Source organism: Sinorhizobium arboris LMG 14919, assembly GCF_000427465.1.
Taxonomy (GTDB): Bacteria; Pseudomonadota; Alphaproteobacteria; order Rhizobiales; family Rhizobiaceae; genus Sinorhizobium; species Sinorhizobium arboris.
Window position 1 is genome coordinate 2,435,146 of the sequence record NZ_ATYB01000014.1, and the last position, 17,687, is coordinate 2,452,832.

General features: G+C 62.6%; 10 protein-coding genes. 5 read left to right on the forward strand and 5 right to left on the reverse strand.

Going from position 1 to position 17,687, the window contains the following annotated elements:
- Positions 1-10: 10 nt before the first annotated feature.
- The 5 genes from ctaD to SINAR_RS0123170 all read left to right on the forward strand — a co-directional run bounded on the left by ctaD (position 11) and on the right by SINAR_RS0123170 (position 6,680).
- Positions 11-1,792: a cytochrome c oxidase subunit I gene (gene ctaD / locus SINAR_RS0123150; RefSeq protein ID WP_028001294.1), complete on the forward strand. Its 1,782-nt coding sequence runs from the start codon at positions 11-13 to the stop codon at positions 1,790-1,792.
- Positions 1,789-2,487 (forward strand): cytochrome c oxidase subunit 3, encoded by a 699-nt coding sequence (locus tag SINAR_RS0123155; protein ID WP_028001295.1) that lies wholly within the window; start codon positions 1,789-1,791, stop codon positions 2,485-2,487. The genes ctaD and SINAR_RS0123155 overlap by 4 nt, the downstream gene beginning before the upstream one ends.
- Positions 2,488-2,499: 12 nt before the next feature.
- On the forward strand, positions 2,500-3,222 hold the full coding sequence (locus SINAR_RS0123160) for a heme-copper oxidase subunit III family protein (protein WP_028001296.1): 723 nt from the start codon (positions 2,500-2,502) through the stop codon (positions 3,220-3,222).
- A 10-nt stretch (positions 3,223-3,232) separates the two neighbouring features.
- A complete protein-coding gene (locus SINAR_RS0123165) occupies positions 3,233-3,592 on the forward strand; it encodes a cytochrome C oxidase subunit IV family protein (protein WP_028001297.1) in 360 nt (119 codons plus the stop codon).
- Positions 3,593-4,118: 526 nt separating this feature from the next.
- A complete protein-coding gene (locus SINAR_RS0123170) occupies positions 4,119-6,680 on the forward strand; it encodes a GcvT family protein (RefSeq protein ID WP_028001298.1) in 2,562 nt (853 codons plus the stop codon).
- 325 nt (positions 6,681-7,005) lie between these two features.
- On the opposite strand, the gene SINAR_RS0123180 is transcribed toward SINAR_RS0123170, so the two are convergent.
- The 5 genes from SINAR_RS0123180 to SINAR_RS01000000133805 all read right to left on the reverse strand — a co-directional run bounded on the left by SINAR_RS0123180 (position 7,006) and on the right by SINAR_RS01000000133805 (position 17,594).
- On the reverse strand, positions 7,006-9,231 hold the full coding sequence (locus SINAR_RS0123180; protein WP_028001299.1) for a xanthine dehydrogenase family protein molybdopterin-binding subunit: 2,226 nt from the start codon (positions 9,229-9,231) through the stop codon (positions 7,006-7,008).
- A complete protein-coding gene (locus SINAR_RS0123185; RefSeq protein ID WP_028001300.1) occupies positions 9,228-10,205 on the reverse strand; it encodes an FAD binding domain-containing protein in 978 nt (325 codons plus the stop codon). Before SINAR_RS0123185 ends, SINAR_RS0123180 begins: the two co-directional genes overlap by 4 nt.
- Positions 10,202-10,807 (reverse strand): (2Fe-2S)-binding protein, encoded by a 606-nt coding sequence (locus SINAR_RS0123190; RefSeq protein ID WP_028001301.1) that lies wholly within the window; start codon positions 10,805-10,807, stop codon positions 10,202-10,204. The genes SINAR_RS0123185 and SINAR_RS0123190 overlap by 4 nt, the downstream gene beginning before the upstream one ends.
- A 259-nt stretch (positions 10,808-11,066) precedes the next feature.
- Positions 11,067-13,901, reverse strand: a complete 2,835-nt coding sequence (locus tag SINAR_RS0123195; RefSeq protein WP_028001302.1) for an ATP-binding protein — start codon at positions 13,899-13,901, stop codon at positions 11,067-11,069.
- 240 nt (positions 13,902-14,141) lie between these two features.
- Positions 14,142-17,594 (reverse strand): DEAD/DEAH box helicase, encoded by a 3,453-nt coding sequence (locus SINAR_RS01000000133805; RefSeq protein ID WP_150824040.1) that lies wholly within the window; start codon positions 17,592-17,594, stop codon positions 14,142-14,144.
- Positions 17,595-17,687: the final 93 nt, after the last annotated feature.

Sequence of the window (17,687 nt, forward strand, 5' to 3'; positions counted from 1 at the left end):
GGGAGGAGATATGATGGTCGACGTCCGGTCCGGTATTGGCGAGGCACTTCCGCCTCCCGAAGTCGAGGATGTTGAGCTTTATCATCCGCATAGCTGGTGGACGCGCTACGTCTTCAGCCAGGATGCGAAAATCATAGCCATTCAATACGCGACCACCGCGATCGCCATCGGAATGGTGGCGCTGGTGCTCTCCTGGCTGATGCGTCTGCAGCTCGGCTTTCCCGGCACATTCGATCTGATCGATGCCGAGGCCTACTACCAGTACATCACCATGCATGGAATGATCATGGTGATCTATCTGCTCACCGCGCTCTTCCTCGGCGGTTTCGGCAACTATCTGATCCCGTTGATGGTCGGCGCGCGCGACATGGTGTTCCCCTACGCCAACATGCTGAGCTACTGGATCTATCTGCTCGCCGTCCTCGTTCTGGCCGCAAGCTTCTTCGCGCCGGGAGGACCGACGGGCGCAGGCTGGACGCTTTATCCGCCGCAGGCGGTCCTTTCCGGAACGCCCGGCGGCAGGGACTGGGGCATCATCCTGATGCTTTCCTCGCTGATCATCTTCATCATCGGCTTCACCATGGGTGGCCTCAACTATGTCGTGACAGTGCTTCAGGGCCGTGCGCGCGGCATGACGCTGATGCGCCTGCCGCTGACGGTCTGGGGCATCTTCACCGCGACGGTGATGGCGCTGCTTGCCTTCCCTGCCCTTTTCGTCGCCTGCGTCATGATGCTCTTCGACCGGCTGCTCGGCACGAGCTTCTTCATGCCGGCCATCGTCGAAATGGGCGAGCAGCTGCAATATGGCGGCGGCAGTCCGATCCTCTTCCAGCACCTGTTCTGGTTCTTCGGTCACCCGGAAGTCTACATCGTCGCGCTGCCCGCCTTCGGCATCGTCTCCGATCTCATCAGCACCCATGCCCGCAAGAACATCTTCGGCTACCGCATGATGGTTTGGGCGATCGTCATCATCGGCGGCCTCTCCTTCATCGTCTGGGCGCACCACATGTATGTGAGCGGCATGAACCCGTATTTCGGCTTCTTCTTCGCCACGACCACGCTGATCATCGCGGTGCCTACGGCGATCAAGGTCTACAACTGGGTGCTCACCCTCTGGCGCGGCAACATCCACCTGACCCTGCCGATGCTCTTCGCCCTCGCCTTCATCGTCACCTTCGTCAATGGCGGGCTGACGGGCCTCTTCCTCGGCAATGTGGTCGTCGACGTGCCGCTCTCCGATACGATGTTCGTGGTCGCCCATTTCCATATGGTCATGGGCGTGGCGCCGATCATGGTCATCTTCGGCGCCATCTATCACTGGTATCCGAAAATCACCGGCCGCATGCTCAACGAAGCGCTTGGCCAGATCCATTTCTGGGTGACCTTCGTCGGCGCCTACGCCATCTTCTTTCCGATGCATTATCTCGGTCTCATCGGCGTACCGCGCCGCTATCACGAGCTCGGCGAGGCGTCCTTCCTGACGACGTCGGTCGCAGAGTTAAACGCCTTCATCAGCGTCATGGCGCTTCTCGTCGGAGCTGCGCAGATCGTGTTCCTGTTCAATCTCGCCTGGAGCCTGCGCCACGGCCGCGAGGCCGGCGGCAATCCCTGGCGGGCGACGACGCTCGAATGGCAGACGCCGGAGACGCCGCCGCCACACGGCAACTGGGGCGACGAGCTGCCCGTAGTCTACCGCTGGGCCTATGATTACAGCGTCCCCGGCGCGCCCGAAGATTTCATCCCGCAGAACCAGCCGACTCCCGGCCGCCCGAGTCACGAGGCCGACTCATGAGCATCGTCGCCTTCTTCCTGGCGGCGATCGCCGCGATCGTCGTCTGGTGGCTTGCCGGACAGCGCCTGACGTCGCGCCCGTGGCTCGAGGTCGGCTATTTCCACGACCGCCGGGGCACAGCACGTTTGCCGCCGGCAAAAATCGGCCTCTGCGTGTTTCTCGCCGTCGTCGGCGCCCTGTTTTCACTTGCGATAAGCGCCTATTTCATGCGCATGGCGTCGTCCGACTGGGGCGCGCTGCCTTTACCCGGCCTTCTCTGGCTCAACACGGGGCTCCTCGCCGCCGGCAGCATCACACTGCACTGGACCAGGGTGGAGGCGCAACGGCGGCATGACGAGGCGGTGCGCAACGGTCTCCTTGCGGCGCTCGCCTTGGGTCTCGCTTTCCTCGTCGGTCAGCTCTTCGCCTGGCGCGCACTGGCGGGTGCCGGATATTTCCTCGCCGGAAACCCGGCCAACAGCTTCTTCTACCTGCTTACGGGCATGCACGGCTTGCATATCCTCGGCGGACTCTTCGCTCTGGGCCGGGTAACCGCACGTGCCTCGCAGGCGCCGCCCGACGACAGGACGCGCCTGTCGATCGAGCTTTGCGCCACCTACTGGCATTTCATGCTGTTCGTCTGGCTGGTTCTCTTCGCTCTTTTTGCCGGCTGGGCCAGCGGCGTCATCGATTTCTGCCGCCAACTGCTGACATAGGAACCGTCGAACATGTCTGCTCCGATCAAGAACCCCGCAGCAGAAACGCTCCCGCGCAAGTCCGGCCTGGCGGGGCTCGCGGCGGACTGGGCCTCCGACCAGCGCACCTTCAAGGACGTCTCCTGGGGGAAGGCCATGATGTGGATCTTTCTCCTCAGCGACACCTTCGTCTTCGGCTGCTTCCTGCTTGCCTACATGTCTGCGCGGATGTCCACCGCCGTTCCATGGCCGAACCCGAGCGAGGTCTTCGCGCTGGAGATCGGCGGGGTGCACATGCCGCTGATCCTGATCGCCATCATGACCTTCGTGCTGATATCGAGCAGCGGCACGATGGCCATGGCCGTCAACTACGGTTACCGCCGCGACAGGCGCAAGACCGCAGCGCTGATGCTTCTGACGGCGCTGTTCGGCGCCACCTTCGTCGGCATGCAGGCCTTCGAATGGACGAAGCTGATCGCCGAGGGCGTGCGGCCCTGGGGCAATCCCTGGGGAGCTGCGCAATTCGGCTCTACCTTCTTTATGATCACCGGCTTTCACGGGACCCACGTCACCTTCGGCGTGATCTTCCTGCTGATCATCGCCCGCAAGGTCTGGCGCGGCGACTTCGAATCGGAGCGGCGCGGCTTCTTTACCAGCCGCAAGGGCCGCTACGAGATCGTCGAGATAACCGGCCTCTACTGGCACTTCGTCGATCTGGTCTGGGTCTTCATCTTCGCATTCTTCTATCTGTGGTGAGGAGGGCATCATGGCTCACGCGGAGACACATGCGGCACAACATGCGGCGATCCATACGGAGCACCAGCAGCACCCGATCAAGCTCTATCTCCTGGTCTGGGGCCTGCTCTTCATACTCAGTGCCTTGTCATACCTGGTCGACTATTTTGGCCTGCAGGGCTATCTCCGCTGGTCGCTCATCCTGATCTTCATGATGCTCAAGGCGGGCCTGATCGTGGCCGTGTTCATGCACATGGCATGGGAGAGACTGGCGCTGATCTACGCGATCATCCTGCCCCCGCTACTGGTGCTCGTCTTCGTCGCGCTGATGGTGTCGGAATCGAACTATATCCTCTTCACGCGCCTCACCTTCTTCGGCGGCGGCGAGTAAGGGCGGCAGCAGGCTCAGGCTGCGGAAAGCGCCCGCTCTCATTTTCGACTCCCGAGTTTCCTGACCTGCTTGCCGACGTTCTCCCGCCATGCCTTTACGGCATGCTCTTGTTGTCCTTCCCTTGGCATTAGACCCCCCTCAACCGCCTGCCGGCACCTTCTCCCCGCAAGCGGGGAGAAGGGACAAGCGGCGCCAACTGAACCCCGCATTCACTGCCCGCTCGAGGGAGCGAGCGGGCGCGGCATATCCCTTCTCCCCGCCTGCGGGGAGAAGGTGGCGGCAGCCGGTTGAGGGGCAATCCCACGCTCGGCCTTACCTTGGACCGCTAGGTCCGCAAAAGGCAGATCCCGTGAATAACGACTCGGCACGGAATTTCCGCACCGCTCAGCGAAGAACTACTGCTTGACCCGCCCAAGCAACCGGCACCGATCTGGTCGTGCAGCACGATGATTATGTCGTAGACAGGCTCAACTCGCGGCGCATCAGGCTCTAATATCCGGCTTCAAAATTAACCAGGGTCGCATCAATGGCAGAGTTTCCGGAAAAGGCGAAGGTCGTAATCGTAGGACTGGGCGGCATCGTCGGCGCGTCGATCGCCCACCATCTCATCGAGCGTGGCTGGGACGATATCGTCGGCATCGACAAGTCGGGTATCCCGACGGATATCGGCTCCACGGCACATGCTTCCGACTTCTGCTACACCACCAGCCACGACTATCTCTCGGTCTGGACGACGCAATATTCGATCGACTTCTTCGAAAAGATGGGTCACTACGCCCGCATTGGCGGCCTTGAAGTCGCACGCACCGGCGACCACGCCTGGATGGAGGAGATCAAGCGCAAGCTTTCCTCCGCCAAGGCCTTCGGCACCCGCGCACACTATGTCTCGCCGGCCGAAATCAAGAAGCTGTTCCCGCTGATCGAGGAGGATCAGGTGATGGGCGGCATGTTCGATCCGGATGCCGGCCTCGTCATCCCGCGCTCACAGACGGTTGCCGGCAAGCTGGTCGATGCGGCCGAAAAGTCCGGCAAGCTGCAGATCTTCGGCAATACGCCGGCAACTGCGCTCCTTGTCGAGAACGGCCGCATCAAGGGCGTGGTCACGCATCGCGGCACGATCATGGCCGACCACGTCGTCGTCTGCGCCGGCATCTGGGGTCGCCTGATCGCCGAAATGGTGGGCGAAGACCTGCCCGTCATGCCGGTCGATCATCCACTGACCTTCTTCGGCCCGTACAACGAATTCGAAGGCACCGGCAAGGAAATCGGCTTCCCATTGCTGCGCGATCAGGGCAACTCGGCCTATATGCGCGACACCGGCGACCCGAAGACCACCGAGGGCGGCCAGATCGAATGGGGCTATTACGAGACCACCAATCCGCGCCTCTGCCATCCGCGCGACATTCTCGAAAAGCACGAGGCACGCCTGTCGCCCTCGCAGCGCGATCTTGACATGGAGCAGATCATCGAGCCGCTGGAGCGCGCCATGGAGCTGACGCCGATCCTCGGCGAGCTCGGCTATAACGAGGGCCACTCCTTCAATGGCCTGCTGCAGGTATCGGCCGCCGGCGGCCCCTCCTGCGGCGAGAGCCAGAAGGTGCGCGGCCTCTGGTACTGCGTCGCCATCTGGGTGAAGGACGGCCCGGCCTACGGCAAGCTGATCGCCGACTGGATGACGGACGGGCGTACCCATACCGACCACGCCTCGATCGACTACGCCCGCTTCTATCCGCACCAGCTCGAAGAGAAGTTCATCGAAGGTCGCTGCTTCGAGGCGGCGCAGAAGATCTACTTCCCGGCCGTGCATCCGCGCGAGCCCTACGTGACCGGCCGCAACGCCAAGCGCTCGCCCTTCTACGAGCGCGAGAAGGAGCTCGGCGGCTACTTCATGGAACTCGGGGGCTGGGAGCGCGCGCACGGCTATGCCGCCAACGAGCACCTCCTGGAAAAATACGGGAATCGCGTTCCGGTGCGCGAGAACGAGTGGGACAACCGCCACTTCTGGCGCGTTTCCAACGCCGAGCATCTGGCGATGAGCGAGGATTGCGGCATCGTCAACCTCTCGCACTTCCACATGGTCGATATCGAAGGCCCGGATCATGTCGAGCTTCTCGAGTGGCTTTGCGCTGCCAGGATCGGTGGAGACGGCAATATCGGCAAGGGCATCTACACCCATTTCCTCGATGACGAGGGCATGGTGCGGGCCGACTTCACCGTCTTCCGCATGGCCGACCGCTGCCGTCTCGTGAACGGCGCCGATGCCGGCCCGCGCGACTTCCACTACATGCGCCGTGTCGCGGAAGACCGGGGCCTCGACGTCACCATCACGGACGTCTCGGAGAAGTTCGTCACCATCGGCATCTGGGGCCCGAATGCCCGTGAGACACTGAAGAAGGTGGTGGCGGAACCGGCCGGCCTCGATCCTGAGAACTTCCCCTTCGCCGCGATCAAGCAGATCGAGATCGCCGGCAAGCCGGTCTCTGCCTTCCGTATCTCCTATGTCGGCGAGCAGGGCTGGGAACTGCACATGAAATACGAGGACGGTTTGGCCGTCTGGGATGCGCTGCGCGCCACGGGTGTCATGGCCTTCGGCGTCGAGACCTATGCGAACTCGCGCCGCATGGAAAAGAGCCTGCGCCTGCAGAACGCCGATCTTCTCACCCACTACAATCTTATCGAGGCCGACCTTGCTCGTCCGAAGGTCAAGGAAGCGGATTTCCGCGGCAAGGCGAAGCATCTGGAGTACAAGGCGCGCGAGCACCAGCCCGCCATGCTCTGCACGCTCGTCATGACGGAGAACACCGACAGGAACGGGGTGAAGCGCTACCCGGTCGGCAACCTGCCGGTCATGGACCCCGGAACCGGAGAGGTGCTGGTCGACGAGCTCGGCCGCCGCTCCTACACCACTTCCATAGCCTACGGTCCGACGATCGGGAAGAACATCGCGCTCGCCTATCTGCCCTGGTCCCATTGCCAGGTCGGCCGCAAGCTCAACGTCGAGTATTTCGCCGAAACCTACCCGGCCGAGGTTGTCGGCGTCGGCTACAAGCCGCTCTACGACCCGGAGAACCTGAAGCCGCGGACGTAACCGGTTTCGCCCTGCGCGCGCGTCCTTTGGAGCGATTCAGTGTTTCGTCGAAGCACTGAATCGCTCCACGTTCTTGGAACGCCCCGTTCCGGCCGGAGATGCGCGCGCATGGTTTCGTTTCGATCCGACCTGAATTCATCGTGATCTGATGCCGGCAAGCTCGAATTGGTCGGCGACCTCTACGCCGGGCGGCCGCTCCTGAGCGGCAAATTGGAGCCGGTGGAAGGCTGGCGGTTCGGCGTGAAGGAGGCAAAAGGCAGCGTCTAAGCCGCGATCCTCATTCCTGTGACGCACGCAGGAATGAGGATCGGAAAGTGGCTACATTCTACAGCAGGCTCTCGATCATGATGGGCAATTCGCGCACCCGCCTTCCGGTCGCGTGGTGAATGGCATTGGCTACCGCCGCCGACATGCCCACAAGCGCGATTTCACCGAGCCCCTTTACCCCCAGCGGGTTGGCTATCGTGTCTTCCTCATCGACGAAATGGGCTTCGATGTGCGGCGTATCGAGGTTCACCGGCACGAGATAATCGGCCATATGCGCATTGATCGGACGCCCGTCGCGCCTGTCGAGTACGGTCCGTTCCATGATTGCCATGCCGATGCCGCCGATCATGCCGCCGATGCACTGGCTCGTTGCAAGCTTCGGGTTCACGACCCGGCCGACGCCGTAGGTTCCCAGCGCCCGCCTGACCTTGATGGTCTTCACGTCCGGGTCGATCGCGACCTCCGCGAAGACCGCGCCGAACGAGTGCATGGAATAGTTTTGCGCGGTGTCGGGATCGCGGGACGCGCTCCCCTCCCCGGCAAGGGGGGCGCTGCCGGCGGAGGACACGAGATCGGCATAGGAGATTCCGCCCTCGGACTGTCCTTTCACGAACACCATGCCGTTTCGCCATTCCAGCGCTTCCGGCGATTGCCCGGCGAACCCCGCATTGCCGCCGCCCTTTGCGGCAAGCACGACCGCCTTCGCCTGAAGGTCGAGGCATGCGGCCCTGATCGCGGAGCCGACCGAAGCCATGGTCATCGACCCGCCATGGGGCGGCGTCGCCGGAAAGTCGGAGCGGCCAAGAGAGAACCGGATTCTCTCGACGGGAATTCCCAGATAGTCCGCGGCGACCTGCGACATCGAGGTGTAGGTGCCCGGCCCCATATCGCTTGCCGCCGCCTCCACTTCAACGATCCCGTCGGGAAGAAGCCTTACTCGTGCGTTTGCCGGGGCAAACAGGCATGGATAAGAGGCATTGGCCATTCCATAACCGATCAGAAGGCGCCCGTCCCGCATCGAGCCCGGCCCGGGCGTCCGCCGGCTCCAGCCGAAGCGCTCTGCCCCGAGATCGTAGCACTTCAGCATCGATCGGCTGGAGAAGGGCACCTGCCGTCCCTCGTCGATCTGCGGTTCGTTGATCCGCCGCAAGTCGATCGGGTCCATCTGAAGCTTGTGGGCCAGTTCGTCGATCGCACATTCCAGCGCGTGGATGCCGCTCGCCTCGCCGGGCCCCCGCATGTAAGTCGGTGTGCTGGCGTCCAGAGGAATGAGACGATAGCTCGTGCGGACGTTCGGGCAGGAATACATGAAGCTCGTCACGGAGGTGAGAGCCTCCATGAACTCCTCGTAACGGCTCGTCTCCCCTGCCCCTTCATGGACGATACTGATGAGCTTGCCGTCGGGCTGCGCCCCCAGAGCGATGCGCTGCAGCGTGTAAGGCCGATGTCCCGTCGCGAAGAACATCTGTTTGCGCGTCAGCACGAGCTTTACCGGGCGGCCGACGTGCCGCGCGGCCAAAGCCGCCAGGGTGACGTGCGGCCAGGTTCTCAGGCTGGTGCCGAACGCACCGCCGATGAACGGGCAGATCACCTGCACGTTCTCGGGCGGAAGCCCGAAAATGGCGGCGATTTCCGCCTGCTCGTTGACGACGAACTGGCTTTTGCTCCAGAGCCTCAGGCGGTCGCCGTTCCAGGCGGCGATCGTCGCGTGCGGCTCCATCGGGTTGTGGTTCTCGCGCGCAATGACATAGTCCGCCTCGACCTTCACGGGCGCGGAGTCGAAAGCCTTGTCGGCGTCGCCGCGCGCGACATCGGCCTCGGTCCGGGCTCCCGGCCGGCGCGCGACGGCCGGGATGACCTGCTCGGCGGCATGTGCATCGACCTGCGGCTGGCGGGCGGAGTAGGTGATCCTGAGCTCGTTGGCCGCATGCTCCGCCTGATCGAGCGTTTCGGCAACGACGATGGCGACCGGTTCTCCGAAGAAGCGTATCTCGGAGTCCTGCAGGACGTGAAGCCGTTCTCCGGACGGCGGATCGATGGGACCGCGGTGTTCGTTGTAGGCAAGCCGCTGCGCGTTGTGGTGACTGATGACGGCCACGACACCCGGCATTTTCTCGACGGCCGCGCGCTCGATGGACTCTATCCGCCCGAGCCCGACGGTGCTGCCAACGACGACCGCATAGGCCTGGCCTTCCTGATTGAATTCAGCCGCATATTTCGCCTGGCCCGTAACCTTGAGGCGGCCATCGATGCGCGACAAAGGTGTACCGATTGCCGTCGTCATGCCACTTCTCCTGCCATCTCGAGTGCTCGAACGATCGTTGCGGGGAGGAGCTTCACCTTGTATCCGTTTCCGGAGAGCGGGCGCGTTCCCTCGGTCGAAACCGCCGCAGCCGCCTCGTATGAGATGCGTGAGGCGGGCTTGCCCAGCAGAGCCGCTTCGACGGCGTTCATGCGCCACGGCCGCGTGCCGACGCCCCCTGCGGCGATGCGGGCCTCCTTGACGAGTCCGTCCTCGATGTGAAGCGCCGCCGCCGCCGATACCAGGGCGAATTCGTAGGAGGACCGGTCTCGCACCTTCAGGTAGCGGGCCTTCCTCGCATAGGGGCCATTCGGAATTCGAATCTCGGCAATGAGCTCCCCCGGCTCAAGCGTATGCTCGAGATGGGGCGTGGCCTCCGGCAGCCTGAAGAGGTCCGTCACCGGGATCGCCCGTTCGCCGCGAGGCCCTTTCAAAAGGAGCGTTGCATCGAGCGCAACGAGAGATACCGCCAGATCAGAAGGATGGGTGGCGGCGCAATGTTCGCTGGTGCCGAGGATTGCGTGCCCGGCATTCAGGCCGCCGATCGCCGAGCACCCGGAGCCCGGCACGCGCTTGTTGCATGCTGCATCCAGCATGCGGAAATAGGGACAGCGGACCCGCTGCAGCAGATTGCCGCCGATCGACGCCACGTTGCGGAGCTGCGGCGACGCGCCCTCCGTCAGGGTCTCCGGAATGAGGGGCTGCAGTCTGCGCACGTCCTGATTGGCGGCGACCTCGGACATGCGCGCCAGCGCGCCGATGACGATCGCCTCATCCGTGGCCCGGATGTAGTTCAGCGGCAGGCGGTTGATGTCCACGACTTTTTCCGGCGTCTCCACCTCCTCGCGCATCAAGTCGACGAGGGTCGTCCCGCCGGCAAGATATCTGGCTCCGGCAGCGGCTGCGGCGATCGCTTCGGACTCGCTGGTCGCCCGTTGAAATTCGAAGGGTCTCATGTGCGATCCTCCTTGGCGGCCTGGGCGACGGCGGCGACTATCCCGGGATAGGCGCCGCAGCGACAGATGTTGCCGCTCATCCAGTAGCTGATCTCCTCGGCCGAGGATGCATGCCCCTCGCGGATGCAGCCGAGCCCCGACATGATCTGTCCCGATGTGCAATAGCCGCATTGAAAGGCGTCATGCTCGATGAAGGCCGCCTGCAACGGATGAAGCGTCTCCCCGTCCGCCACGCCCTCGATGGTCGTGATCGTCGCGCCGTCATACATGACGGCGAGCGCGAGACAGGCATTGACACGCTTGCCATCTATCAGCACCGTGCAGGCACCGCACGCACCCTGGTTGCACCCCTTCTTGGTGCCGGTCAGAGAGAGCCTCTCCCTCAGCATATCCAGAACGGACAATCGGGGATCGACCCGAAGATCGGTCGCAGTTCCGTTGACCGTGAAAGATACCTCGACCGCGTCGCGTGCGCCCTCGGTGGGAGCCTGGGCATAGGCTGAGCCAACGACCTCCGGCAGAACGGCGAGTGCCGCCGCCCCTCCGCTGACCTGAAGAACCGTTCTACGCGTCAGGCTGATTTCCGAAAGCGCGTCGGCGATTGAATTGCCGGTCCCCGCCTTCGGCGCTTCATTTCCTGGATCTGTCGATGGCACGGCGAATTCTCCCCTGTGAAAACAGAAACTGCTTCAACATCCCGGGGGCTCAGGCGAGATACTGCACGCAAGAGAACCGATCTGCAGATGAAGGAGAAAAGCCCGCCGACGCCCCAGGAAATAATCGCCATTGAAGCGTAGTCAGGAGTTGCGGAAATCGCACATGAAAATAAGTGAAATTATGTGAAGCCGCGGCACGGGGAAATCACGTCACACTCGCCGCGTACGACCTGATGTGAGCGCTCGCACCGAGTCGCCGCAACACGGCGTCTGCGCGTCTCATATCCTCGGTCGCGAATCCCTCCCCAAACCGCTCGTAGACGGGATGCAGCGTCTCGAAAGCCCTCTGATGTTCGCCTTCGTCCAGATAGTGTTCGCAGAGGGACGTAGCGGCACGCAACTCCCAGGCCAGAGCACCCTGACGAGAACCGAGGCGCATCGCCTCCAGCAGCAGCATCTCCGATCCCGCCAGGCCAAGTTCTCGATGGATCAGACCCTTGATCCTCAGGAGTTCCGGCGCACACCAGGCTTCCGAGCACTCCCTGGCCCGCTGGAGAGCCTCTTCCATGGCCCCGATCGCCTCGGCCGCGCGCCCCCTCCGTGCGACCTCAAGCGCATAGACCGCCAATCCCCTGGTGAAAACGGGGCCGCGGAAGGTGGTGCGAAGAAGGCTTATTGCTTCCTTCAGAATTTGCAGGCCGGCCTCGTCCCCCCGTTTCAGCCGGAGGATGCCATCGAAAAACTCGCCTATGGTCCTCCAGACTTCCATGCCCTTCCTGGCGGTTCGTTGGAGAACAAGCTTGCTGAAGCGCTCAAGGGCTGCGAGATCGCCTACGTTCCATGCGACGGGACACCCGCCTTCCGTCAGGGCATAGGAGATCGTTCCCGGATGGTCCAGAGCGATCGCATCTTCCACGTTCTGGACGGCCAGAACGAATGCCTGATCGGGAAAGCCCTGGAGCCAGAGGATTTGCGCGAGAAAACAGCGGGACGTAATCCGCTGATCGAACTGGAAGGTGACGAGATCGGACCTGACGTCGTCCGACGCGAGCGCCCGCTCGATGTACCTTCTCGACTTGACGAGATCGCCGAGGAAGAAATTGGAGATGCCCTGCATCCGCCATGCATTCATCTGTACGCTCGGGTCGTCCGACACCCTTGCCAGCCGCTCGAACCGACGGCTGAGTTTCACTGCCTCGTGACACATGCCCCTGTTACGCGTATCGACCCAGAGGCCCCATATGGCCTGGAGCCTGTGACTGAGGCTGCGCTGGCGGCCAGCGAGCTTATAAACCTTCATCCAGGCGGACCTGGTGTGAGCGCCCGCCCCTTCGATATTCATATAGGCGCCGCCGAGCGCGGCATAAAAATCGAGCGCCCTCGGATCCGTCTGCTCCGATAGATTCAGCCCCGAAAGTGCCTGCTGAACGCGTCTGCGGCATTCGTCGACGAGCGAGCGTTCGAACCAAGCAGGAAGGGCCGCGATCGTCAGGTCAAGAAGCGTTTCGGCGTCGCCCTCGTCCGAGGATGCCCAGTCCAGCGCCGCCCGGACTTCCTGGAGTTCGAAATCGCTGAGCGACGGTGGCAGTGCCGAGTCGGCGCCTCGGCCCCGCGCAAGAATGCTCCGGACGTAAGCCGCATGCTGCCCGCGTACGAGTCTTTCGTAGCCGCTGCCATGAAGCCGCTCCGCGGCATATGCCCGGGTGGTGTCCAGAAGCCGGAAATGCTGAAGGCCTCCGATCGAAGCTACGCTCAGCAGGGACTTGCGATAGAGAAGGTTCAAACCGTCCAGAACGTCCTGCTCGGACAGGCTTTCGCCCGAGGCAACCGCAACCGCGGTTTCGGGCGTGAACGGCGATTGCAGAACCGAAAGCGTCATCAGGAGTCGCTGCTCTGTCGGCGAGAGCAGGACATAGCTCCAGTCAAGCGCTGCCCGCATCGTTCGCTGTCGCGGCGCACCGGTGCGCAGCCCGTCGGTAAGGATGCTCAGGTGCTGGTCCAGCCGCGTAAGCAAACCCGACAAGCCGAATTCCTCGACTCTGGCGGCAGCGAGCTCGATCGCGAGAGGCAGCCCGTCAAGCCTGGCGCATATCTTTCCGATCGCCGCGACGCTGCCGGGCTCGAACGGCAACACGCAGCCGGAAGCTGCCGAGCGTTCCATGAACAGATCGATCGCGGGATAGGACGCGTCCGTGATGATGTCTTCCATGATTTCATCCGCCGGAAACGGGAGAGGCTGGAGCCGCGTGACCCACTCTCCGCGGATGCGCAGGACTTCGCGGCTCGTAACCAGGATGCGCAACGCACTCGTGCTCTTCAGCAGCAATTCGACCAGATTGGCCACGCCGTCGACGACGTGCTCGCAAGTGTCGAGAATGACGAGAGCTCTCGCCTCCGACAATGCTCCGACGATCGCCTCTGTCGGCGACCGGTCGGAGACCGAAAGCCCCAATGCACGCGCCGCGGTGGAGGCGACGAGCCGCTCGTCCCTCAGGCCCGCGAAATCTATATGGTAGACGTCCTCCCTGTCCGCGTGTTGCCATCGCTTGCCGATTTCCAGCGCCACGGCCGTCTTGCCGATGCCGCCCGCTCCCGTCAGCGTCACAAGCCGATGATCAAGCAGTCTCTCGGTGATGTCGCGCAGGGCGTCGTCTCGGCCGATCAGTCCGGTGAGCGTTGCCGCCATTCGCCTGCGCTCGACGATCGGATTCCCGGTTCGGCCACCTCGATTGTCGTCCGGCACCACCAACGCGTAGCCCCGGCCGCTGCGGTTGACGATGCAGACACCGCCGCCGTAGCTCGAAAGCGTTCTTCGGAGATTCCTGATCTGGACCCGCAGCGTATTTTCCTCCACGATGCTGTCCGGCCAAACAGACTTCATCAGTTCGCGAGCGCTGACGGTCTGGCCGCGCTTGCGAGCGAGGCACAGAAGTATATCGAGTGCACGAGACCCGATCTTCGCCGGCTTGCCGTCCGCAAGCAGCACCCGATCCTGCAGGAGAAGCTTGCACCTGCCGATCCTGATCGCACTGGGATGCATTAGGCCCCCTCTCCCACCATAGCAGCCGCCGGGGATCGTTGCTTTTGACTGGGAACTCGCACCTTGAGTGGCGCAGTATGTTGAAATCAATTGGCCATCGAGAAAACTCGAAATCTCGGTGGTTATGCTGCTTGGGCTGATGCCCTCAAGACACCGGAATTTTCCACTTTTTACATGCGTCAGCAAGCTGGCGATGCCGCGGCGGTAAAAAACGCCGGTCTCGACCCGAACAACTTTTCGTCAACTGGCCCCATAGCCTGGCGGACGCGCCCGGGGTCCGGGGGCGCTCGCCGACGTCAGGGCAGCCTGAGAGAATGAAGAGGGCGCCGCTCCGATGCGCATGAGGAACTCCGCCGGCGATACCGGCTGGAGCATCCGGGCGGCTTGACTGAAATGCGGCAGACCGCACCACAAGTCGCGGTCCCCAACGATGTACATCCGGTAGCGGGCTCGCGTCACGGCCACATTCAATAGATTCGGCTTGGAAGCGGCCCATGTCGCCGCGCCACGTCGCGCCGCATCGGTCCCGAGCACCATGAAGACGGCGTTTTCCTCCTTCCCCTGGAAGGTGTGGACCGTTCCGACCCTGTCTCTCAGCCATCTGGCCAGTTTCTTCGGGCGCGGCACCGGTGTGCCATCCGGTCCGATCCAGGTCGCCTTCTCGATCTCGCGCTTCAACGCGCTCTTCGTTTCCTTGAACGGGGAGATGACATAGATGTCCGGCAAGCCTCCGTCCCGCCGAAAACTTGCCGTCACCACCTCGGCGACGAACGCAACCTGTTCCGGGACCGTCTGCTTGCCGGCAACCCGCCCCTTGATGTCGATCCAGGCGCTGTCGCCATAATGCGGCGCGACATCGGCCGAAGGAGCGGGATTCCCGCCGCCGAACACCATCTTTCCGCCGTAGGCTGTCCAGTTGGCCAGGCTGAACATCGGATCGCAGCAACGGCGGTGCACACGCAAGGGACTGCCTATCCAGAGGTTTCCTTCGCCATCGATGGGGATCGCCGTACCGAACCGGTTTGCCGCATCCGCCAGCGTCTGGGCAGATGTCCTTGAAGGGGCATAATGGCCGTCTTCGGTATGGAGCGAGAGCCCTGCAAGGGCCTGAATGAAGGCCGCCGGAAGCGTGAACACCGGCTCGATCTGCAGCGGATCGCCGATTACCACGGCCCGCCGCGCTCTCATGAGCGCTCCCACGGCTGCCTGCGGCACCGCCTGGCCGGCTTCATCAATGAAGAGCCAGCCGATCTCCCCCGCTTCAAGTCCCTCAAACTGGCGAGAAAACGACGCGAATGTCGTCGACACCACCGCTACGATCATGAAGAAGCCCTGCCAAATGGCCGGGATCGTCTTGCGGTTCACCGGAATGTTGCCGGAGAGCAGTTTGTTCACGGCGACTATGTTTCCGCCGAAACCTCCCTTCTTCTGCCCTACCTCGGCGAGCCACGCCGCGTGCAGCCGCAGCGCCGCTTCGAAGAGGTCCGACCGTCTGCTTGCCAATTCGTCGGAGTGCCACAGGCCGGCGATCTGGAACCTGTCCGTCTCAAGATCCGAGAGAGCTTCGGGAAGAGCCGGTTGGCCGAGAGCCTCTCCCAGCTGGCGGAACTCCTCTCTCTTTTGGTCCCATGCATTTTGCCGGGCCTCGTGATCCGCTCTGCATCTTTCATGTTGCGCGGCCGCTTGCCCCAATGCGGAACGCGATGCCTTCAATGATCGTTTGAGAAGAAGCAACCGATCATTGACCGAAATCTGCGCCTGCGCATTCTCCGCCTTGCTCCTCCTGTGGCTGCGGCCTGCCTTTGTCGGAAACATGCCATGCCACCATGCCGGCGATACTCGATCGAGCAGGCGCTCCTGTTCCTTCAGTTCGGAAATGCGAACCTCCAGGGCACGCATTTCATCGAGCGCTGCGTCATGCGAACGCTGTGCCGCTTGCAGATCATCCGCCGACCGGCGCAACTGCAACGAAGCGTCGCGGCAGACGTGTTCGCGAGAGCCGAAGCCGATTTCGGCGAAAAGATCCGCGTATCGTGCATAGCGTCCGATATCGGCATTGACGGCCGCATCCGCGGTCCTGAACGCCTTTGCGGCCTCGGCGAAGGAAGGGCCGCGGTAGCGGTCCAACCAGCCCCAGATGGATTCGAACGTGTTCCCGGCACGGGAAGTCGTGTGGCCTCCGTCGACGGAGGGCTTGAAGGCGAAACCCCTGGTGAATGCCCGCCTATTTCTGGCATTTCCCAGGACGCAGGATATCAATCCCCAGGGGCGGTCCTCTTCTTCGAGTTTCGCAAAGGTGCCCTTTTCCGTCTGCGCGGCAATCTTATGGGCGACGGTCTGCAGATAGTCGAGCGACGAGGCTCCGGAGATCGAACTTCGTTTCGGCAGGTCGCGGGAAATGTTCTCGACTGCGGTGTTGTTCGATGAGGCCACGACCATTTCGAATCCCGTCAGACCGGGAATCAAAGTCGAAATAGACGCAGTCGTCCCGTCCGCGAAGCTGATCTTTTTGCTCCGCCCCTGGAAAGCGGACTGCGGGTGGGGCAAATCAGCAAGCATGCGCGCGCGTTTTACGACGTTGTCGGCAATGACGTCCCGCAACAGGGTCGTCTTGCCTGTGCCCGGAGGGCCGTTGACCGAGAACAGCCCGCCATCATCAAGGCTGCCGGCCGCATTGATCGCAAACTGCTGCATGAGGCTCATGGCATGGTGGGGTTCGCTCGGCCAGCGACCGCGATTGACATGCCGGGGATGGAGAGCCTCCAGAAGAGCGGCCTTCCCCGCTTCGGAATAGAGATCGAGACGCCCTTCATCCGCAAGGGGGGTCAGGTATTCCCGGAGCGCTTTCGGCACATCACCCTCACGAACAATGGCGATCGCCCTTTCGAGATCCTCCAGATAGAAGCTGTTCAGGATGCCTATCTCGTGCTCGACATCGGCATCCCCATCTTCTTCCCCGTTATCGTCCTCGGGGAGATTTTCGATATTTCCGGGCGCTTCCAACTGGTGCGCGGCCGGCTCCCGCCGCTTGTCCCGGAACCGCACTTCGACCAGCGCCGCAGGCCGGCCCTGCTTCGGCGCAAAGCCGGCCCAATCCTGCAGAAGGCCGTTGATGGAAAGGATTTCCGCGGCGGCCAGCGGTTGATCGCCAACGGTGTCGGCGGACCGATCGAGCCGGCGCTGCCCCGCGAAATTCCCCAGCAGTTCCCTCAGGCGTCGCTTGCTGTCGGCAAAGGCTCCGGACGAGAGTGTGGAAAGATTCCCTTTGCTGATGCACCCGAGCGCCCAAGGCAGCGTGGAGACTGAAAAACGATCAAAGAGGGGGTTTCCCGCCGAATCGAGATCAAGGCTTGCAAAACACGTGTCGCCTTCGAGATCCCCACGTTCCATGTCCTCAAACGCGGCAAATTCGTCCGTCGGGGCGCAAAAGCAGCGAAGAACCTCCGCCATCTCCGATTTGTCGAAAACACCGAAGAATATCTTGAAGCCCGCGACTTCCTTGCCTTCGGGAATTGTCGGCCGCCGTGCGCCGGCTGCATCATCCTCGAGGGTTTGTGCATGCAGCCAGAATGCGGCCCGATCCTCCTGCGGCTCGGCGCGTGCGGATAAGTCGAACGGAATGAAAAATTCGATCCTGTGCCAGAATTCGAGGATGGCCTGCAGCCGTTCCCTTTCAGTATTCGCCATATTCATTCACATCAGCCTCTCGGCTTCCTCGAGCGCGATCTTCTGCCGCTCAGCGCTGAAACACATGAGAACGGAACCGTATCCGATTACAGAACGAAG